The organism is Streptomyces sp. NPDC004266 (assembly GCF_042874095.1).
In the GTDB taxonomy this organism is placed as follows: Bacteria; Actinomycetota; Actinomycetes; order Streptomycetales; family Streptomycetaceae; genus Streptomyces.
Window position 1 is genome coordinate 15,233 of record NZ_JBIAMM010000011.1, and the last position, 15,617, is coordinate 30,849.

Genomic DNA, 15,617 nt, shown 5'->3' on the forward strand with positions numbered 1-15,617 from the left:
AGCCGACCGTGTCGGGGTGGACACCGCGGCCGTGGTCACGGGGGTGCGGAGCGACCCACACCGTTCCCAGAACGATCGTTCCGCTGTCGTGCCCCGTGAGGAGCCGCAGGTCCGTGACTCGGCTCAGGGGGACCCGAGGCACTCGTCGGTGTCGGTGGTGGTCGGGGACCGCGGGGGGGGGCGGGCGCGCTTGAACATGGACCTGCTGGAAGCGGGCGGGGCGCGCGACCCGTACGCCCACTCCCCTGCCCCCGCAGGGTGCCCGAGGGGCGGGAGCGGCGCCCGCGCGGGGTTCTGGCGCACACTGGAGGGGTGCTCTGGACCCCACCGCGTCTCGGTGAGCTGCGGGAGCGGGCCGGTGAGGCGCTGCTGCACCGGGTCGCGGGCCCGACCGCGCACGAGAAGCGGGCCCGCATCCACGGGACGCCGGGACCGCGCTGGTTCGGTCCCGACCGTCCGGTGCGCCTCGTGCACACGGACGCGGCGATGTACGTCGGCGGGCTCGCCGCACTGCTCCTCCAGTCGCTGCACCCCGTCGCGATGGCGGCGGTCGCCGCGCACTCCGGGTTCGAGAGCGACCCCTGGGGGCGGCTCCAGCGCACCAGCACCTTCCTGGCGACCACGACGTTCGGTACGGCGCAGGACGCGGAGCGCGCGGTGCTCCGCGTGCGCCGGGTGCACGACTCGGTGCGGGGGCGGACGCCGGAGGGCGTGCCGTACCAGGCCTCCGATCCGCATCTGCTCGCCTGGGTGCACGCGGCCGAGACCGCCTGTTTCCTCAGGGCCCACCAGCGGTACGGAAGGCGTCCGCTGGAGCCCCGGGCGGCGGACGGCTACGTCGCCGACATGGCACGGGTCGCGCGCCGGCTGGGGGTCGTGGACCCGCCGGAGAGCACCACGGAACTGACGGCGCGGCTCGCGGAGTACCGCCCGGAGCTGCGCGCCACCGCGCAGTCGCGTGCCGCGGCGCGCTATCTGCTCTCCCGGCCCCCGCTGCCGTGGCCCGCGCGGCTGCCCTACGCGTTCCTGGCGGCCGCGGCGGTCGAGCTGCTGCCCCCGTGGGTCCGGGCCCGCCTCGACCTGCCGTACGCCACGCGCCTGATGCTGCCGCTCGCCCGTCCCGGCGGGCGAGCCGTCGTCGCGGCGATCCGGTGGATCATGCCCTCGGCGCCCCGACGGGCGCCTGCTCCCGGGGCCGGATCCCGAGAGCACGAGCCGTCTTCGTCCGGTCCTCAGGGGTGATCCGGAAGGACACCCCGGCGGCCCTGGTCCGCTTCCCTCACATGCGCCGCCTCGGCTGATCCCGGGGGAAGCCTTCGGTGCCCGGGCTTCCCGGGCATAGCCCTGCCCCGCCCCGCCCTGCCCTGCCCCGAGCCCCTTGCCGTCGTCGGCGACGTCCGGGGCGGTGCGGAGCTTCTTTCAGGTGTGTTGCGGGTGGTTGTGACACCTGTGTCTGCGTGTATCGGGCTCTTGTTCTTCCGATGAAAGGACGGCCCGCATTTCGGGCGTGAGCTTCTCAATCCCCTTTTATGACGCGTGACATGTGCGCGGCGGGCTGGGAGTGTCCCTGGCCATCGAGGCAGTCCCCCTTGACCGGGTGGGCGGCGGCGATCCCGTCCAACTCCCCACGATTTCCTGGAGACACCACATGTCCACGTTTTCCTCCGCCGGCAGCAGGGCGCGCCGTCTCGCGCTCACCTCGGGTGCGGTCGTCCTCACCGGCGGTCTGCTGACCGTCGGTGCCACCACCGCCTCGGCGGGCTCCGCTCCGGTCCACGAGGGCGCGCCCGTCGCGGTCACCGCTCAGTCCCTCGGCCTCGGCGCCAAGGAGAAGCTGGTCGTCAAGGACGTGATCAGGGACGCCGACGGCACGGTCCACACCCGCTACGACCGTACGTACGCCGGCCTTCCGGTCCTGGGCGGGGACCTGATCGTCCATCGCGCCGCCGACGGGGCCGTCAAGGACGTCACCAAAGCCGTCCGGGCCGCCATCGAGGTCGACTCGCTCACCCCGAAGCTCACCGCGACCGCCGCCGGGTCCGCCGCCGTCAAGGCGGCACGGGTCGCGAAGACCGCGGGAGCCGCCACCGGCGAAGCACCCCGCAAGGTCATCTGGGCCGCCACCGGCAAGCCCGTCCTCGCCTACGAGACCGTCGTCACCGGCACCCAGCAGGACGGCGTCACCCCGAGCCTGCTGCGTGTCGTCACCGACGCCGACACCGGCCAGAAGCTGTACGAGAAGCAGCTGATCGACGGCATAGCCGACGGCGTCACCGGTGTCACCGGTAAGAGCGGCAGCTCCGCCGCCGGCAAGCCGGGCAGCCCCCGGACCGGCGCGGTCGGCACCGGCGTCAGCCAGTACAGCGGCGCCGTCAGTGTCAACACCACCGTGTCGTCGAAGGGTTACGACCTCGTCGACAACGAGCGCGGCGGCTCCAGCACCGTCGACCTCCAGCACCGCACGGGCGGCAAGGGAACCCTGTTCAGCGACGCCGACAACGCATGGGGCGACGGCACCCCGGCCCACAACCAGACCGCCGCCGTGGACGCCGCCTACGGCGCCGCCCAGACCTGGGACTTCTACAAGAACGTCCTGCACCGCAACGGCATCAAGAACGACGGCCGGGCCCCGGTCTCCAAGGTCCACTACGGCAACGCCTACCGGAACGCCTTCTGGGACGACCGTTCCTTCACCATCACCTACGGCGACGGCGCGAACAACCAGCACCCGCTGACCCAGCTCGACGTGGCCGGCCACGAGTTCAGCCACGGCGTCACCTCCGCCACCGCCAACCTGCAGTACTCCGGCGAGTCCGGCGGCCTGAACGAGGCCACCTCGGACATCTTCGGCACCGCGGTGGAGTGGAACGCGAACAACGCGCAGGACCCGGGCGACTACCTCCTCGGCGAGAAGATCGACATCTTCGGCAACGGCAAGCCGCTGCGCCACCAGGACCGGCCCAGCAAGGACGGCCGCGGCTCGGCCGACTACTGGAGCGCCGGCGTCGGCAACCTCGACGTGCACTACTCCTCCGGTGTCGCCAACCACTTCTTCTACCTGCTGTCCGAAGGCAGCGGCGCGAAGGACATCAACGGCGTGCACTACGACAGCCCGACCGTGGACGGCTCGACGGTCACCGGCATCGGCCGCGACAAGGCCGTGCAGATCTGGTACAAGGCGCTGACCGCCTACTTCACCTCCACCACCGACTACCACGGCGCCCGCGAGGGCAGCCTGAAGGCGGCCACCGACCTCTACGGCGCCGACAGCGCCGAGGTCAAGGCCGTGGACGCCGCCTGGGCGGCGGTGAACGTCAAGGCCTGACCCGTACGGCGGTGAACGAGGGTGCTCAAGGGGCGGTGTCCGGGTTGCCGGGCACCGCCCCGCCCTTTACGCGGACGGTGTGATCGGCGCGATCGACGGGCGGCCCTCCTGTGGTTCGCGGTCACGGCCTTCAACGCGCCGGGCCGGCGGGACGACCCGGGCGTCACCGTCATCGGACGCACCGGCACTTCGGCTCCAGGCCGGCGGCCTGGAGCCGAAGTGTCCCGAAGCCGGCTGACCGGTACTCAGCCCCTCGCGCTGTCGTCAGGAGCGCGCGAGCCGGGCCGCCAGATAGGGCGCGGTGGCGCTGCGGCGGGCCCTCGCCACCTTGGCCGGCGGACCCGCCGCGACCACCCGGCCGCCCGCGTCGCCGCCGCCCGGACCGAGGTCGATGACCCAGTCGGCGGTGGCGATCGTGTCCAGGTCGTGCTCGACGAGGACGACCGTGTTGCCGGCGTCGACGAGCCGGTGCAGCTGTCGCAGCAGGAGCGCGATGTCCGAGGGGTGCAGCCCCGCCGTCGGCTCGTCGAGCAGGTAGAGCGCGTGCCCGCGGCGGGCTCGCTGCAGTTCGGTCGCCAGTTTGATGCGTTGCGCCTCACCGCCGCTGAGTTCCGTCGCGGGCTGGCCCAGCCGGAGGTACCCCAGTCCCACCTCGCGCAACGTCTCCAGGCTGCGGGAGGCGGCCGGGACGGCGGACAGGAACTCGGCGGCGGCGTCGACGGACAGCGCCAGCACTTCCGCGATGTTCTTGCCGCGGTAGGCGACTTCCAGCGTTTCGGCGTTGTACCGGGCGCCTTCGCAGGTGGGGCACGGCGCGTAGGTGCCGGGCAGGAACAGCAGTTCCACCGCGACGAACCCTTCGCCCTGGCAGGTCTCGCACCGGCCTTCGGGCACGTTGAAGGAGAACCGCCCGGCCGAGTAGCCGCGCGCCCTGGCTTCGTCCGTCGCCGCGTACAGCTTGCGCACCGCGTCGAACATCCCGGTGTACGTGGCCAGGTTGGACCGGGGAGTCCGACCGATGGGCCGTTGGTCGACCCGGACCAGCCGGTCGAACGACTCGACCCCCGACGCGTCCTGGACGTCGACCTCCAGCTGCGCCTCGTCGGGGTCCTCGGGTACGAGTCCGAGGTGGACGCGGACGACCTCGGCGAGCACCTGCGTCACCAGCGTCGACTTTCCGGAACCGGACACGCCCGTCACCGCGGTCAGGACGCGGAGCGGTACGTCGACGGACACGTCGTGCAGATTGTGGCGGGAGACGCCGCGCAGGTGCAGCCAGCCGTGCGGTGTGCGCGGGCGGTGATCGAGCGGCCGGGCGCGCCCGAACAGGTACTGGCCCGTGGCCGACTCCCCGACCCGCTCAAGACCGGCGACCGGACCGCTGTACAGCACGCGTCCGCCGCCCTCGCCCGCACCGGGGCCGATGTCGACCACCCAGTCCGCCCGCCGTACGACGTCCATGTCGTGCTCCACGACGAACAGCGAGTTGCCCGCCGCCTTGAGGCGGTCCAGCACGTCCAGCAGCGGTTCCGCGTCAGCCGGGTGCAGGCCCGCGGAGGGTTCGTCGAGGACGTAGACGACGCCGAACAGCCCCGAGCGCAGCTGGGTGGCGATCCGCAGGCGCTGCGCCTCGCCCGGCGACAGGGTCGTCGAGCGGCGCCCGAGGCCGAGATATCCGAGGCCCAGGTCGAGCAGTACGTCGATCCGCGCGACCAGATCGCCGCAGATCCGGACCGCGACCTCGGTCGTCTCCCCGGATCGGGCGGTCGACGTGGTGGCGTCGGCCTCGGAGCGCCCCGCGACGGGCCGCAGCAGCGCCACGACCTCGGTGAGCGGCATCGCGTTGACCTCGGCGATGGAACGTCCGGCGAAGGTCACGGCGAGCGCCTCGGGCCGCAGTCCGCTGCCGTGGCACTCGGGGCAGGGCACACTCCTGACGAACCGGAGCGCCCGTTCGCGCATCTTCTCGCTCTTGGAGTCGGCGAGGACGTGCATGACGTGCTTGCGGGCGCTCCAGAACCTGCCCTGGTAGCCGTAGTCGACGCGGTCCTCCTCCGGCTCGATGTACACGGAGGGCTGTTCGTCCGTGTACAGCAGCCAGTCCCGGTCCTTCTTCCTGAGCCTGCGCCACGGTCGGTCGATGTCGATCCCCAGGCCGCTCACGACACTGCGCAGGTTGGCGCCCTGCCAGGCGCCCGGCCAGGCGGCGATCGCCCCCTCGCGGATGCTCAGCGAGGGGTCCGGGACGAGCAGGTCCTCGGCGACGTCGTGCACGACGCCCAGGCCGTGGCACTCCGGGCAGGCGCCGGCCGCGGTGTTGGGTGAGAACGACTCGGCCTCCAGCCGTGCGGCCCGGGGCGGATAGGTGCCGGCGCGGGAGTACAGCATGCGCAGCAGATTGGACAGCGTGGTGAGGGTGCCGACCGTCGAGCGCGAGCCGGGCGATCCGCGTCGCTGCTGCAGGGCCACGGCCGGTGGCAGTCCGGTGATCTCCCGCACGTGCGGTGCGCCGACCTGTTGCAACAGCCTTCGGGCGTACGGTGCCACGGACTCGAAGTAGCGCCGCTGGGCCTCCGCGTAGAGCGTGCCGAACGCGAGCGAGGACTTGCCCGAACCGGAGACGCCGGTGAAGGCGACCATCGCGTCCCGGGGAACGTCGACATCGACGTTCCGCAGGTTGTTCTCACCGGCGCCCCGGACATGCACGAAGGGGTCCGTCGCGTCCTTGTTCACCGTTCCTGATTACCCGATCGCGCCGGGAACCGCGCGACAGGCGCCGTCACCGGGTCCCGCCCGCAGGAGCACTCGGAGGCGGTACGGGACGCTCCCGTAAAACGTTCGAGAGCGTCTGACCGTTGAACCGTCCGTGGGCGTGAAGGGAACGGCGTCGCCGGGCCTCGCCCTTCGCCCATGACGAGGATCGTTCGTGCGCGGGGAGCACGGAGCACGAGGAGTTCCGACCGTACCGCCCGCGCCTGCCGGCAGGGGCGAGCGTGTCACGCGGCGTGGGCGTCACCGCGGGGAGGCATCCTGTGGCCACGTGCGATCGCGGGGGAAGCCGACGAGAGGGAGTCATGCGGGTGTCGTCACAGGACGTTACGGTCGTGGCTCTTCTGGCGGATCCGGACGCGCCGACGGAGATCGCGCGGCGCATGGCCCGGACGCTTCCCGATCGGCTGGCCGACAGGTCGGGCCGAGGACGACGGTTCGACGTCGAGGTGATCAGTGAGCCCTTCACCGCGGGGGCCGAGGACCCGCCCACCTTGATGCACCGGATCATGGACCGCGGAAGCGAGGGGAACTGGGACATCGTCGTGGCCCTCACCGACCTTCCGCTGCACTCGCACGGGCGCAAGCTCATGGTGGATCTGAGTCACGAACACGGCGTGGCGCTGCTGTCCCTTCCCACGCTGGGGGGCTTCCGGCTGCAGGCAAGGGCCCGGCAGGCCGTGGAGGAAGCCGTGCTCAGCCTGGCGGGCCCGCAGGCCACCGGGCCTGAGGAGCCTCCGGGAAGCCGGCCGCTGCGGGGGCCCTTCACCGGTCGTCTCGCACCCGTCCATCCGGACCCGGTCGGCGAGGAGGAGATCGCCGACCTGCGGTACGTCGTCAGCGGGCCGCGCGGTTACCTGCGGGTGCTCCTCGGTATGGTCCGCGCCAACCGGCCGTGGCGCTTGGTGCCGGGCTTGTCGAAAGCCCTGGCGGCCGCTCTCGCGACGGGAGCGGTCGCCACCGTGAACTCCACCGTCTGGAGCCTGGCCACCTACCTGAGCACGCCACGCCTGGTGATCGCCATGGTCGGGTCCGTCGCTCTCATGATCGGCTGGCTGATCGTGGACGCGAACCTGTGGCATCGAACGGATGAGGTTTCGCCGGAGGCGAGGAAGAGGGCGGCTCTCTACAACGCCTCGACGGTCGTGACCGTGGGTATCGGGGTGGTCGTCTGCTACGTGGGTCTGGTGCTCATCAACCTGGTGTGGGCGCTGTTCATCCTCAACGGCCACGTGTTCGCTTCCACGACGCAGACCCCGCTGCACGCCACGGAGTACTGGACGCTGTCCTGGTTCGTCGCTTCGGTCGCCACGGTGGGCGGCGCGCTGGGATCGGGCCTGGAGAGCGACGAGGCGATCCGGGCAGCCGCCTACTCCAAGCGCGAGCAGGAGCGTCGGAGCATGTTGCAGGACGACCACGGTGACTAGGAAGTGCCCTCGGTCGGAGACGTGCCGTCGGTCGGAGACGTGCCGTCGCTCGGTGGCCGTCCGGGTCCGGACATTCCGCTGATCGGTCGGTGCGTATTCGTTTCGCCTCGGGGGCCGACGGGCAGCCGCCTGGCACGCCGCCGGAGCGCCGAGGCTCCCTCTGGCGGGCCGGCGACGGACCCACCGTTCCCCCATCCAGGTGAACGGCCCCCGAGGCGTGCCGGAGCTCCGGACCCGTCGCAGCACTTCCGAGGGTCAGGCTCTTCGCGCCCTCTCCATCGCCGCCATGCCGCGGCATCGAGGGAAGCCATCATGAAAGCAGCGATATACGAAGGACCGCGAACGATCACGGTGAAGGACGTACCGGACCCGAAGATCGAGCACCCCTGCGACATCATCGTCAAGATCACCACCACCAACATCTGCGGTTCGGACCTGCACATGTACGAGGGCCGCACCTCGTTCGAGTCCGGCCGCACCCTGGGACACGAGAACATGGGCCAGGTGGTGGAGGTCGGCTCGGCCGTCCGCAAGGTCCAGGTCGGCGAGTACGTGGTCCTGCCCTTCAACATCGCCTGCGGCTTCTGCAAGCAGTGCGAGCGGGGTCTGACCAACTACTGCCTGACCATGCAGCCGGAACCGGCCCTCGCGGGAGCCGCCTACGGATTCGCCGACATGGGCCCCTACCAGGGTGGCCAGGCGGAGCTGCTGCGCGTGCCCTACGGCGACTTCAACGCGCTGCGTCTGGGCGAGGACGCCGCCGAGCGGCAGACCGACTACGTGATGCTCGCCGACATCTTCCCCACCGGCTATCACGCCACCGAGATGGCCCACGTCAAACCCGGTGACCAGACGATCGTCTTCGGCGCCGGTCCGGTCGGGCTGATGGCGACCTATTCCGCCCTCCTCAAGGGCGCCGGCCGCGTCTGGACGGCCGACCACCAGCCCGACCGGCTGCGCAAGGCGGAGGAGCTCGGGGCCATTCCGATCAACACCGCCGAACAGGACCCGGCGGAGGTCGTCAAGGAGGCCACCCTCGGTCTGGGCGCCGACAACGGCTGCGAATGCGTCGGCTACCAGGCACACGACCCCCAAGGGCACGAGGACGCCAGCCTCACGCTCAACGGCCTGATCGACTCGGTCAGGTTCACCGGCGACATCGGCGTGGTGGGCGTGTTCCTGCCCCAGGACCCCGGCGGCGCGGAGGCCCAGGGCGAGCTGGAAGCCCAGGGCAAGGTCCCGCTCGACTTCGGCATGATGTGGTTCAAGGGTCAGCGCATGGGCACGGGGCAGGCGCCGGTGAAGAGGTACAACCGGGCGCTGCGGGACCTGATCGCCGGCGGGAAGGCGAAGCCGAGCTTCGTCGTCTCCCACGAACTCGGCCTGGACGAGGCCCCCGCCGCGTACGAGCACTTCGACGCCCGTGACGAGGGCTGGACCAAGGTGGTCCTCCATCCGAACGGACACGGGAACGGCCACAAGCGGTAAGAGCCCCGGGGCCGCCGTGCTCCCCTGTTTCCCCTGGGCCGGCCGGGGGGCGGGTGGTGACCTGCCCGCCCGCCGGACGGGACCGGGGGCGATCGCCGCGCTCCGGCCGGCCCTGAACCCACAAGGATCGCCCGTGCTCCGGCCCGGAGGAGGAACGGCGTACGCTCAGCGGTGTCCGCGGTGGCAGCACCCTTCAGTTCCCGCCGCGGGAGCGCCTGCGGGTGATCAGCCAGGTGCCGCCGACGATGATCAGGGCGAAGACGGCCAGCACCGCGCCCAGGGCGGTCAGCAGCCACAGCCGCTCGCGCAGCTTCAGGGTGCCGCTGAGGGTGACCTGGAGGGAGCCGACGGCGAAGGCGATCGCCGAGGTGAACACGGCGACGAGTTCGACCGCCCGCACGGAGGAGCTGTGCAGGGTGCGCTCCAGGTCGGCGTTGGCGGCCTCCTGGCGCCGCCAGCGGGCCTCGTGCTCCGCGTCCCGTGCCGCCCGCAGCCGGGCTTCCTGGATGGCGTCCCGCTTGACCAGGTACTGCTCCATCAGCAGCTCGCGGCTGAAGGTGCCGTGGTGGGCGAGGAGGGCCAGCGCGGCATCGACGTGCGACAGGGCCTCGTCGTGGTCGGCGCACAGATGGTGGGCGGTGGCGAGACGGAAGCGGAACATGTGGTTGTCGGGGTGGGCGTCCACGGCCTCCTGCGCGAGCCGGCGCAGGAGCTCGCCCTGGCCGTCGAAGGGGACGGAGAACGCCAGCCCGTTCAGGCACACGTCCATCACGTGCCGCGAACGGTGCGCGGCCTCCCATGCCCGTTCCAGCAGGCCGCGGGCGTGCTCGGTGGTCAGGGCGCGGCTCCCGAACGCCGCGAACGCGCGCAGGGCCAGGATCACCGGCTCCTCGCGGCGGGGGCCCGCCAGGGCGGCGAGGGCGGAGGTGGTGAGGGCGGCGTTCAGGTCGTCGAAGGCGAAGTTCGCGCGGAGTTTTCCCGCGTGGTAGAGCAGGAGGGTGAGGGCCGCGTCGGCGGCCTCGGGGGCTCCGGCGAGGCTTCGGGCCGCTTCGTCGAGTTGTTCGCGGGTCTCCACGTGGGACCGGTTGATGAAGCCGTTGCCGAGGGTCCACTGCTCGCGGACGGCCGAGCGGCATCCGGGGGTGGTGTGCAGGGCGATCCAGCGCGCGCAGGCCAGGGCGGTGTCCGTGGACGGGCTGTCGGCGAAGCGCCGCCGCCAGTAGCGGTCGGCGCAGACGAAGAACGGGTCGGTCGCGAAGTCCGCGGTCCTGACCTCGAAGTCCGGTTCCTGTCCGCTCTCGTGGAGCTGGAGGGCGACCTGCTCGGCGATGCGATCGAGGTCGGCGGCCTCGGCCCCCGCTGCCGCCGCCGCTGCCAGCCGGTCCCGGAATCGTCCTTGCGTCTGTTCCTGCGCGGCCGGCGTGTCCATCGCTTCCCCCTGCGTGATCGTCCTCCCGGAAGACCCTACAGGTGCACGTCAACGTACCTCCGGGGCCTGTCCCACCGCACGCCGAGGGGCACCGCCGTACGCCGGAGGGCGCGTCAGGCGCTGATGCCCACGGAGGAGACGTAGGCGTAGGCGTTGTAGTCGGAGTCGAGGTCGGAGATGACGTCGTCCCAGATCTCGTCGACGAGGTTCGCGTCACGGCTGGCCCAGGCGTCCACGAGGTCGGCCCAGATGTAGCGGACGGTGACGGTACGGGTGTTCAGGTCGCGCCGGTACTTCTCCTCCACCCTGGTCTGGTCGACGGGGTAGATCTCCATCCGGCGGCCGCGGCCCTTGTTGTCGAGGTGCTTGACCAGCCAGCCCGAGCGGATCAGGTTCTCGCGGCGGCGGTGCCAGTACGCGGCGTCGATCCGCTCCCGGCTCGCCGGGGTCGGGGACACCTGGCCCTTCGCCCTCATCCACGTGCGGATCGTACGGAGGGAGACGCCCTGGGCCTTCAGCTCGGCGCGGCCCGCGGGGCTGTCGAGGTAGCGCAGCCGGGCCGCCAGGCCTCGGCGGGAGGTGACGGGCGAGGCGATGCCGGAGGTGTGGACGATGCGGTTCAGCTCCAGGATCAGGGCTTCGCCGCCCTTCATCCCGTTCACGTCCGTCTTCTGCCACTGGCCCCAGCGGGACCACAGGTCCGGTGAACCGGCCATCAGCGCTTGCCTCCCAGGATGTAGGTGTCCTTCTCCTTGACCTCGTTCAGGTCCCGGCCCTCCTGGAAGACGGCGCGCCAGTCGCCGGTGACGTGGAGTTCGTCGGTACCGGAGATCTCCACGACCCCCAGTCCGGCCCTGTGCGCCTTGTGGGCCTTCATCCACAGGTTCGCGAACGCCTTCGACCGGATGATGTGCATCCAGTCCGGCCGGCGGATCTCCCGGTTCGCGCTCGACTCCCCGATCGTGGACACGAACTTGGAGTACATGGCCTTCACATACGCCACCGTCAGCTCGTCGCCCTCGGCGAGAGCGGTCCTACGGGTCTCGGCGAGAGCACGGCGGAGCTTCTCCAGCAGACCCTCGGTGGCACCGGAGACCAGGGAACGGTGGATCGTCGGCGGGTCCGCGAGGCCCTGGCGGGCGCAGTCGACCAGCAGCCTCAGGGTGGACTCCGTCACCCACAGCTCCCCCGGCTCCATGCGGTTGCCCAGGGGGTTGGGCAGGTCGGGGTGGTCCCACTCGGCGGGGGTGATCAGGTGGACGCCGGCCTTCTTCGGGTCGTGGACGCCGCTGGTGTCCTCCCGGAGCTGACCGATCGGCAACCACGCCTTGAGCGCCGACAGGTAGGCGGCGTTCATGTCGAGGGCGGTCACCTCGATCCGCTCGCCCTTCTTCGCCGCCGAGAAGAGAGCCGCGTTGCGCCACTTCGGGCGGCCCTCCCAGATCTCGTCCGCGCCCTTCTGCGACTTCTTCCTGAGGATGTCCTGCGTCGGCGGGAACTCCGAGTGCTCGTACCGGCCGCCCACCCGGGACGCCTTCAGCAGGGCCATCACATCCGGGATCGCCGTCTTGATCAGCGCGGCCCGCGCGGCATCGGCCTCACCCTCGTGCTCGGCGAGGACGTCGTGGACGCGATCGGTGATCTGCTCGATCAGGGTCCCGGAGGCGTACGCGGGAGTGCCACGGCGCGGCGGGTCGGCAGAGGACGGAGCTGCGGGCGCCGGGGACGCCGAGGATGCCGGGGACGCCGGGGCGGTCTCCGTATCGGCGACCGGAGCGGCGGAGGTCTCCGCGATCGGTGGCGATTCGGCCTGTGCTGCCGCGGGGGCCTCGGCGGCCGGGCTCGCGGCGGCGACGGCCTCGGCGCACTCCTCGGCGCTCAAGTGCTGCGGGAAGCCGTCGAGTTCGTCCAGGGCCGGCTGGCCGCACAGCACGCACGGCCCCGTCGGCTCCTGCACGACGGTTTCGGCCGGTGCGGGGGGCGCCGGTACGGGGGCCGGGAGTCCGGGAGACGGGGATACGGGGGCCGGGGCCGGCGCGTCGGGCCGGAGGCTCCGGGCGGCGCCGCGCAGGACGTCGACCGCGTGCGTCGGCCCGGCCAGCAGGTCGAGCACGGCGAGGCCGTAGTGCGCGGCCAGCAGATCGACGTCCTCCAACGACCAGTGCGCGCCGCCGGACTGCTTGCGGGACACCTGCGCCTGGGACAGCCCGAGCCCGGCGGCCAGGTCGCCCTGCCGCTCCCCCGACCGCGACATCAGCGCCGCCACCGTGAGCCTGAGGATCTCTTCCGTACCCGACACGCGTACCACTCTATCCACTCCGTATGCGGGAAACGCATGCGCCATGGCCCAGGCCTGCCTTTCGGGTCACGTCGGGCTCGCACGGTCGAACGGTCGATCCGGCAGTCATGCGCGGGTGGTCATGCGCCGGGCGTGTCGTGAGGGGCCGTCACGGATGGCGTCAGGACGTGGAGTCACCACATCGCACCGCGAGCGTTTGACATCCCCTGAAGGCCATTCAAGAGTTCCTTTCAGATGATGTCGGACAATCTGGACAGGAGTCAGGAATGCGCTTGTGTACCGACCGTGGGCGTCGTGGCCTCGTCTTGCCCGCGCTGGCCGCCGCCTTGGCCATGCCCTTGGCGTTCGCCACCCCGGCCTCGGCATGCTCCACCGGCACGGTCACCCGCTCCGGTGGCGTCGTCACCTTCGAAGCACGGTCGGGCACGGCCAACCAGGTCACCTTCTACGTCGCCACCGCCCCGCTCCTGAGGGTGTCCGACCCGGCCGGGATCACCGCGGGCCCCGGCTGCACCCAGACCAGCCCCCGCACGGCGACCTGCGGCACGGTCGCCGACATCACCGTCATCCACGCCGACGGCGGCGACGGCGACGACCGGCTCGCGGCCGGAGCGGACCTCAACGTCCCCGTCGACTTCAACGGAGGCCCCGGCCGGGACATCCTCGTCGGCGGCACCGCCGACGACCACCTGGAGGACCCCGACGGCTGGCCCACCCGCCCGCTCCAGGCCACCTTCCGCGGCCTCGCCGGCAACGACGTCATCAACAGCCGCAACGGCGGCTACGACCGCGTCGAATGCGAGGGCGGCAACGACGTCGTCACGGCGGACCCCGCCGTCCTGGACCGGGTCACGAACACCTGCGAGACGATCAACCGCGGCTGAGACCCCACCACCACGACAGCCGGAATCCGCCCCGGAACCCGCCCCTGCTCCGGCGGACCCGCACACCCGGACGGGCACGACGACGTCGTGCCCGTCCCGGCCGTACGAGAGCGGACAAGCCCCGGAGCGTCCGGCCTCCCCCGAAGGCCTGAGGCCGCCACTCCTGGCGGTCATCGGCGGCCCGCTCGCCGGGGATGCCGCCGGGGCTGCCCCAAGCTCACGAGTCGGTCACCGTCGGCGACGGCCGTGGTCGAGGGCGGCCACCGCCAGGGCGGCCAGGACGAGGACGTCGACCGCCTCGACCACGAGGGCGGGGCGGACCAGCTCCGCGTCCGCCGATTCCTCGAAGCCGAACAGGCCCGTGGTGAGGCTCAGGAAGAGCGCCCCGAGGGTGCCCGCCGTGAACAGCGCGGTGACCGCGGCGACCGGGGCGAGCCCGCGGGACGGGGCGAGGAGGAGGGCCACGGCGAGAAGGCAGCCGAGGACGCCGTTCAGCAGGAACAGGCCGCCGATGTTGGCCAGGTCGCGGTAGCCGTCGGCCCACAGGGCGAGGTGGATGGCGCCCATCGTCGCGGTCAGTCCCGCTGCGGCCGTCCGCAGCACGAGCACGGCCGCACGGCGGGTCGGGTCAGTAGCCATTGCCGGGTGAGGCGGGCGGGGCGGGCGTGCCGGGAGTCGTCGGCGTGCTCGGCGTGGCCGGGCTGGTGCCGGACTTGTTGACGGGGGCGCCGGCCACCGTGATCTCGGTCTTCATCCCCCGGTCCTTGTGCCCGTCGACCGGGCAGTAGATCTCGTACTTTCCCGCCTTCAGGGTCACCGTCAGGGTCGTGGACCCGCCGGGAGCGACGGTGCTGGAGCGGTTCTCACCGCCCTGCCCCTCGACCTCCAGGGCGTGGTCGTGCTTCCCGGTGTTCGTCGCGACGAAGGCGTACGTGCCGGGTGTGAAGGTCCGCTGGGACAGCGTGATCCTGAAGTCGGCCAGGTCCGCGGTCACCCGGGTCGCGCCTCCGGGTGCCGTGCTCTTCTGGGCGGGGGGTGGCGCGGTGGTGCCGCTGCTCGAACCGCCGCCGCTTCCGCAGGCCGCGAGGACGCCTGTCAGCGCGGCGGCCGACAGGGCGAGCAGTGCGCGGGTACGTGGTTCCGTCATCGTTCCGTCCTCCTGACGGGGCTTCCCTTCTGGTCCGGCCGTCCCGATCGGCCGCCGGTTCGGACGTCCGGATCGGCCGCCGGTTCGGACGTCCGGATCGGCCACTGGTTCGGACGTCCGGATCGGCCCCGGTCCTGACGTGATGCGCCGCCCGGTTCGCTCCCTTCGTTCGCCCCCACAGGGAGTACGGCGCCGGGCCCCTCCGGGATTGCGGGTCCGGGCGGACAATGGGCGCAGGCGATCCCTTCGGGGGCGTCGGACGTATCCATGGGTGTGGGACGCATGGGCCTTCCGCTGGAGCGGGTCTCCGACGAGGCACTGCTCTCCGGTCTCGCCACGGGCGATCCGGAGATCGCGGTGGCGTTCGTACGCCGCTTCCAGCACGTGGTCTACGGCGTGGCCGTCGCCGTGGTCGGCGATCCGCGGCTCGCGGAGGACGTGGCCCAGCAGGCCTTCGAGCGGGCGTGGCGGCACGCCCAGGTGTACGACGGCCGGCGCGGCTCGGTGCGAGCCTGGCTGACGGCCATCGCGCACAACCTGGCGATCGACGCGGTGCGGGCGCGGCGCGCGACCCCGGTGTCGCCGGAGGACCTGGAGGCGCTGGTCGGGATCGTGTCGGAGACCCCGGAGCGGCGCGCGCTCGCCGACGACGCGGCCGAGCGGGTCCGGCGGGCGGTGGCGGCGCTGCCGCGGGAGCAGGCGCGGGCACTGGTGATGGCCGGGATCTACGGGATGACGGCGAGGGAGGTCGCCGCCTTCGAGGGCGTGCCGCTGGGCACGGCGAAGACCCGGATCCGGGCGGGGACGATCAAGGTGCGGGCGCTCCTGGAGAGCGAGGAGACGCGGTGA

At 71.9% G+C, this 15,617-nt stretch carries 12 protein-coding genes and 1 pseudogene; 7 read left to right on the forward strand and 6 right to left on the reverse strand.

All coding sequences use genetic code 11. The annotated features are described in order from the left end of the window. The first annotated feature begins 312 nt into the window (after positions 1–312). The 3 genes and pseudogenes from ACFYUZ_RS24940 to ACFYUZ_RS24950 all read left to right on the forward strand — a co-directional run. Positions 313–1,242 carry an oxygenase MpaB family protein gene (locus tag ACFYUZ_RS24940; protein ID WP_389312688.1) on the forward strand — a complete coding sequence of 310 codons (930 nt, stop codon included), beginning with the start codon at positions 313–315 and terminating at the stop codon, positions 1,240–1,242. Positions 1,243–1,648: 406 nt separating this feature from the next. Next, positions 1,649–3,325, forward strand: coding sequence for a M4 family metallopeptidase (locus ACFYUZ_RS24945; protein ID WP_389312690.1), 1,677 nt, complete (start codon positions 1,649–1,651; stop codon positions 3,323–3,325). Between the two features lie 67 nt (positions 3,326–3,392). Further along, positions 3,393–3,499: pseudogene (locus ACFYUZ_RS24950) on the forward strand (DUF2975 domain-containing protein); the annotation flags it as partial. 90 nt (positions 3,500–3,589) lie between these two features. On the opposite strand, the gene uvrA reads toward ACFYUZ_RS24950, so the two are convergent. Beyond that, positions 3,590–6,058, reverse strand: coding sequence for an excinuclease ABC subunit UvrA (uvrA, locus tag ACFYUZ_RS24955; RefSeq protein ID WP_389312691.1), 2,469 nt, complete (start codon positions 6,056–6,058; stop codon positions 3,590–3,592). Positions 6,059–6,399: 341 nt separating this feature from the next. Here uvrA and ACFYUZ_RS24960 point away from each other — a divergent pair, with 341 nt between their 5' ends. Both ACFYUZ_RS24960 and ACFYUZ_RS24965 read left to right on the forward strand, forming a co-directional pair. Beyond that, positions 6,400–7,521, forward strand: a complete 1,122-nt coding sequence (locus ACFYUZ_RS24960) for a hypothetical protein (protein ID WP_389312693.1) — start codon at positions 6,400–6,402, stop codon at positions 7,519–7,521. 312 nt (positions 7,522–7,833) lie between these two features. Beyond that, complete coding sequence (locus ACFYUZ_RS24965) at positions 7,834–9,009, forward strand: glutathione-independent formaldehyde dehydrogenase (protein ID WP_389312695.1); 1,176 nt, start codon at positions 7,834–7,836, stop codon at positions 9,007–9,009. A gap of 193 nt (positions 9,010–9,202) precedes the next feature. Here ACFYUZ_RS24965 and ACFYUZ_RS24970 read toward each other — a convergent pair whose 3' ends face one another. From ACFYUZ_RS24970 to ACFYUZ_RS24980, 3 genes are all read right to left on the reverse strand, one after another. Beyond that, on the reverse strand, positions 9,203–10,438 hold the full coding sequence (locus tag ACFYUZ_RS24970) for a hypothetical protein (RefSeq protein ID WP_389312697.1): 1,236 nt from the start codon (positions 10,436–10,438) through the stop codon (positions 9,203–9,205). Between the two features lie 113 nt (positions 10,439–10,551). Continuing rightward, entirely contained in the window at positions 10,552–11,154 is a 603-nt protein-coding gene (locus ACFYUZ_RS24975) for a hypothetical protein (protein ID WP_389312699.1), read from the reverse strand. Further along, positions 11,154–12,737, reverse strand: coding sequence for an acyltransferase (locus ACFYUZ_RS24980; protein ID WP_389312701.1), 1,584 nt, complete (start codon positions 12,735–12,737; stop codon positions 11,154–11,156). The genes ACFYUZ_RS24975 and ACFYUZ_RS24980 overlap by 1 nt, the downstream gene beginning before the upstream one ends. Before the next feature lie 272 nt (positions 12,738–13,009). Between ACFYUZ_RS24980 and ACFYUZ_RS24985 the strand changes: the two genes are divergently transcribed. Continuing rightward, positions 13,010–13,621: a hypothetical protein gene (locus ACFYUZ_RS24985; RefSeq protein WP_389312703.1), complete on the forward strand. Its 612-nt coding sequence runs from the start codon at positions 13,010–13,012 to the stop codon at positions 13,619–13,621. Positions 13,622–13,849: 228 nt separating this feature from the next. Here the strand turns inward: ACFYUZ_RS24985 and ACFYUZ_RS24990 are convergent, their stop codons facing one another. Together ACFYUZ_RS24990 and ACFYUZ_RS24995 are read right to left on the reverse strand one after the other, a co-directional pair. After that, positions 13,850–14,260 (reverse strand): hypothetical protein, encoded by a 411-nt coding sequence (locus ACFYUZ_RS24990; protein WP_389312705.1) that lies wholly within the window; start codon positions 14,258–14,260, stop codon positions 13,850–13,852. Further along, positions 14,250–14,768 carry a copper-binding protein gene (locus ACFYUZ_RS24995; protein ID WP_389312706.1) on the reverse strand — a complete coding sequence of 173 codons (519 nt, stop codon included), beginning with the start codon at positions 14,766–14,768 and terminating at the stop codon, positions 14,250–14,252. The genes ACFYUZ_RS24990 and ACFYUZ_RS24995 overlap by 11 nt, the downstream gene beginning before the upstream one ends. 267 nt (positions 14,769–15,035) lie before the next feature. On the opposite strand from ACFYUZ_RS24995, the gene ACFYUZ_RS25000 reads away from it, so the two are divergent. Further along, positions 15,036–15,617, forward strand: coding sequence for an RNA polymerase sigma factor (locus tag ACFYUZ_RS25000; protein ID WP_389312708.1), 582 nt, complete (start codon positions 15,036–15,038; stop codon positions 15,615–15,617).

Bases quoted from the DNA above. Each gene is read 5' to 3' on its own strand.
- ACFYUZ_RS24975 (WP_389312699.1), bottom strand. From the start codon at position 11,154: ATGGCCGGTTCACCGGACCTGTGGTCCCGCTGGGGCCAGTGGCAGAAG.
- ACFYUZ_RS24990 (WP_389312705.1), bottom strand. From the start codon at position 14,260: ATGGCTACTGACCCGACCCGCCGTGCGGCCGTGCTCGTGCTGCGGACG.
- ACFYUZ_RS25000 (WP_389312708.1), top strand. From the start codon at position 15,036: ATGGGTGTGGGACGCATGGGCCTTCCGCTGGAGCGGGTCTCCGACGAG.
- ACFYUZ_RS24995 (WP_389312706.1), bottom strand. From the start codon at position 14,768: ATGACGGAACCACGTACCCGCGCACTGCTCGCCCTGTCGGCCGCCGCG.
- ACFYUZ_RS24960 (WP_389312693.1), top strand. From the start codon at position 6,400: ATGCGGGTGTCGTCACAGGACGTTACGGTCGTGGCTCTTCTGGCGGAT.
- ACFYUZ_RS24965 (WP_389312695.1), top strand. From the start codon at position 7,834: ATGAAAGCAGCGATATACGAAGGACCGCGAACGATCACGGTGAAGGAC.
- ACFYUZ_RS24970 (WP_389312697.1), bottom strand. From the start codon at position 10,438: ATGGACACGCCGGCCGCGCAGGAACAGACGCAAGGACGATTCCGGGAC.
- ACFYUZ_RS24945 (WP_389312690.1), top strand. From the start codon at position 1,649: ATGTCCACGTTTTCCTCCGCCGGCAGCAGGGCGCGCCGTCTCGCGCTC.